Origin of the sequence: Rhodococcus olei (assembly GCF_039540555.1) — a bacterium.
In the GTDB taxonomy this organism is placed as follows: domain Bacteria; phylum Actinomycetota; class Actinomycetes; order Mycobacteriales; family Mycobacteriaceae; genus Rhodococcus_G; species Rhodococcus_G olei.
Genome location: NZ_BAABFB010000032.1, coordinates 1 through 1,450 on the forward strand (window position 1 = coordinate 1; position 1,450 = coordinate 1,450).

The following is a 1,450-nucleotide window of genomic DNA, read 5'->3' on the forward strand; positions in this document are numbered from 1 at the left end:
GGAAGCCACTTCGGGGGCGAACACCAGCAACGAGACTGCAGCGCCGCCACAGACCACGGCGCGAAGGACCGGTAGATGGGCCGGCTCGGGAGACGGATTTCGCCCATTGCATTCGACTCCTGACCACCATGGGGACGCCCGTTCAGTGTCGGGGGTTTCTCCCGAACCATGCTGGTGTCCGCCTGGTCAGATTCCGAGGGATCGGGCCAGGATCGGCCAGGAGTACTTCAGGTCGTCCTGCCAGTAGCCCCAGGAGTGGGTTCCGGAATCACGGAAGTTGAACGTGGCGGGGATCCCGAGCTGGGCGAGCTTTTCGGCAAGGCGGTGCGTGCAGTAGTTCGTCGCGGCCTCGATGACTCCACCTACCGCGATCTGCTGGGCAAGAACGCGAGAACTGCCGTCGATCCCCGGGCCGTCCGGTGTGTCGTAGCGGCCGGGCAGGCCGTTGCCGTTCGAAATGTACAGGTCGAGTCCGCGCAGGCCGTCGGCATGCACGTATGGATCGTTTGCCGCCCACAGCGGGTCGTCGGGGGGACCCCACATGTTCACGGTGTTGCCCCCTCCCCAGGTTTCGACCGTCAGCTTCACGAACTGCTGTCCGATCGGATCACTCGTCTGTGCGCAGCCGCTGTAGGACGCAACTCCCCGGTACAGGTGCGGCGCGGCGATGGCCATCTGCAAGACAGCGGTCGCCGAGCTCGACAGGCCTGCAATGGCATTGACACCGTTCGTACCCAACGCCGCGTCCACTACCGGTGGCAGCTCCCGGGTGAGGAAGGTCGTCCACTTGTTGTTCCCGAGGACCGGATCGACGTTCTTCCAGTCCGCGTAGTAACTCCATCGTCCACCTATCGGCGAGACGACATTGACATTCTTGTCGGCGAGGAACGCCTCGGCATCAGTACGCACACGCCAGGTCGCAGAGTCTTCCCCGCCACCCCCGCCGTTGAGCAGGTACAGGACAGGGCGCGCCGCGCCGGCATCAGCCGGACGCTGAACGTCGACGGGAATCGTGGCGTGCATCGCCGCCGAGTACACGTGCAGCATCAGCCGGTTTCCGGACGCTACCGTGAGACTTTCGAACCTCGACCCATCGGGTGCGGTCGCCCGGACCTCGGGTTGAGCCGAGCGGATGACCGGGTCAGTGGACGTGGTGGGATCGGCGGATGCGATCGCACCGGGAACCATGAACAGGAGAAGTGTCAACGCGATCGACGCCGACACCCTGGCACGTATCATAATCTCTCGCAACAATTCCCCGGGACGCATGACGGGCCGTGCCCCGAATCGACACCAAGGCGGGGGTGAGCTGAGGCAGGAGGGTGGACGATCTCCCCGGTCGAGGCGGTGGGGGTCATCGCCGATTCTCCCGAATGCCAGTGATGATCCGGTCAGCCTCCGAATCAGTTGGGGAAGATCAGGTTGAAGAAGTCGTTGATTGCCTTGGGGA

General features: G+C 64.1%; 1 protein-coding gene. It reads right to left on the reverse strand.

Features of this window, described 5'->3' with window-relative positions:
* Nucleotides 1–186: 186 nt before the first annotated feature.
* On the reverse strand, nucleotides 187–1,188 hold the full coding sequence (locus tag ABD951_RS10875) for an alpha/beta hydrolase (RefSeq protein WP_425569823.1): 1,002 nt from the start codon (nucleotides 1,186–1,188) through the stop codon (nucleotides 187–189).
* Nucleotides 1,189–1,450 lie beyond the last annotated feature (262 nt).

What these genes read in the sequence shown, in the direction of transcription:
- ABD951_RS10875 (WP_425569823.1), bottom strand. Translation starts at nt 1,188, where the DNA reads ATGGTTCCCGGTGCGATCGCATCCGCCGATCCCACCACGTCCACTGAC.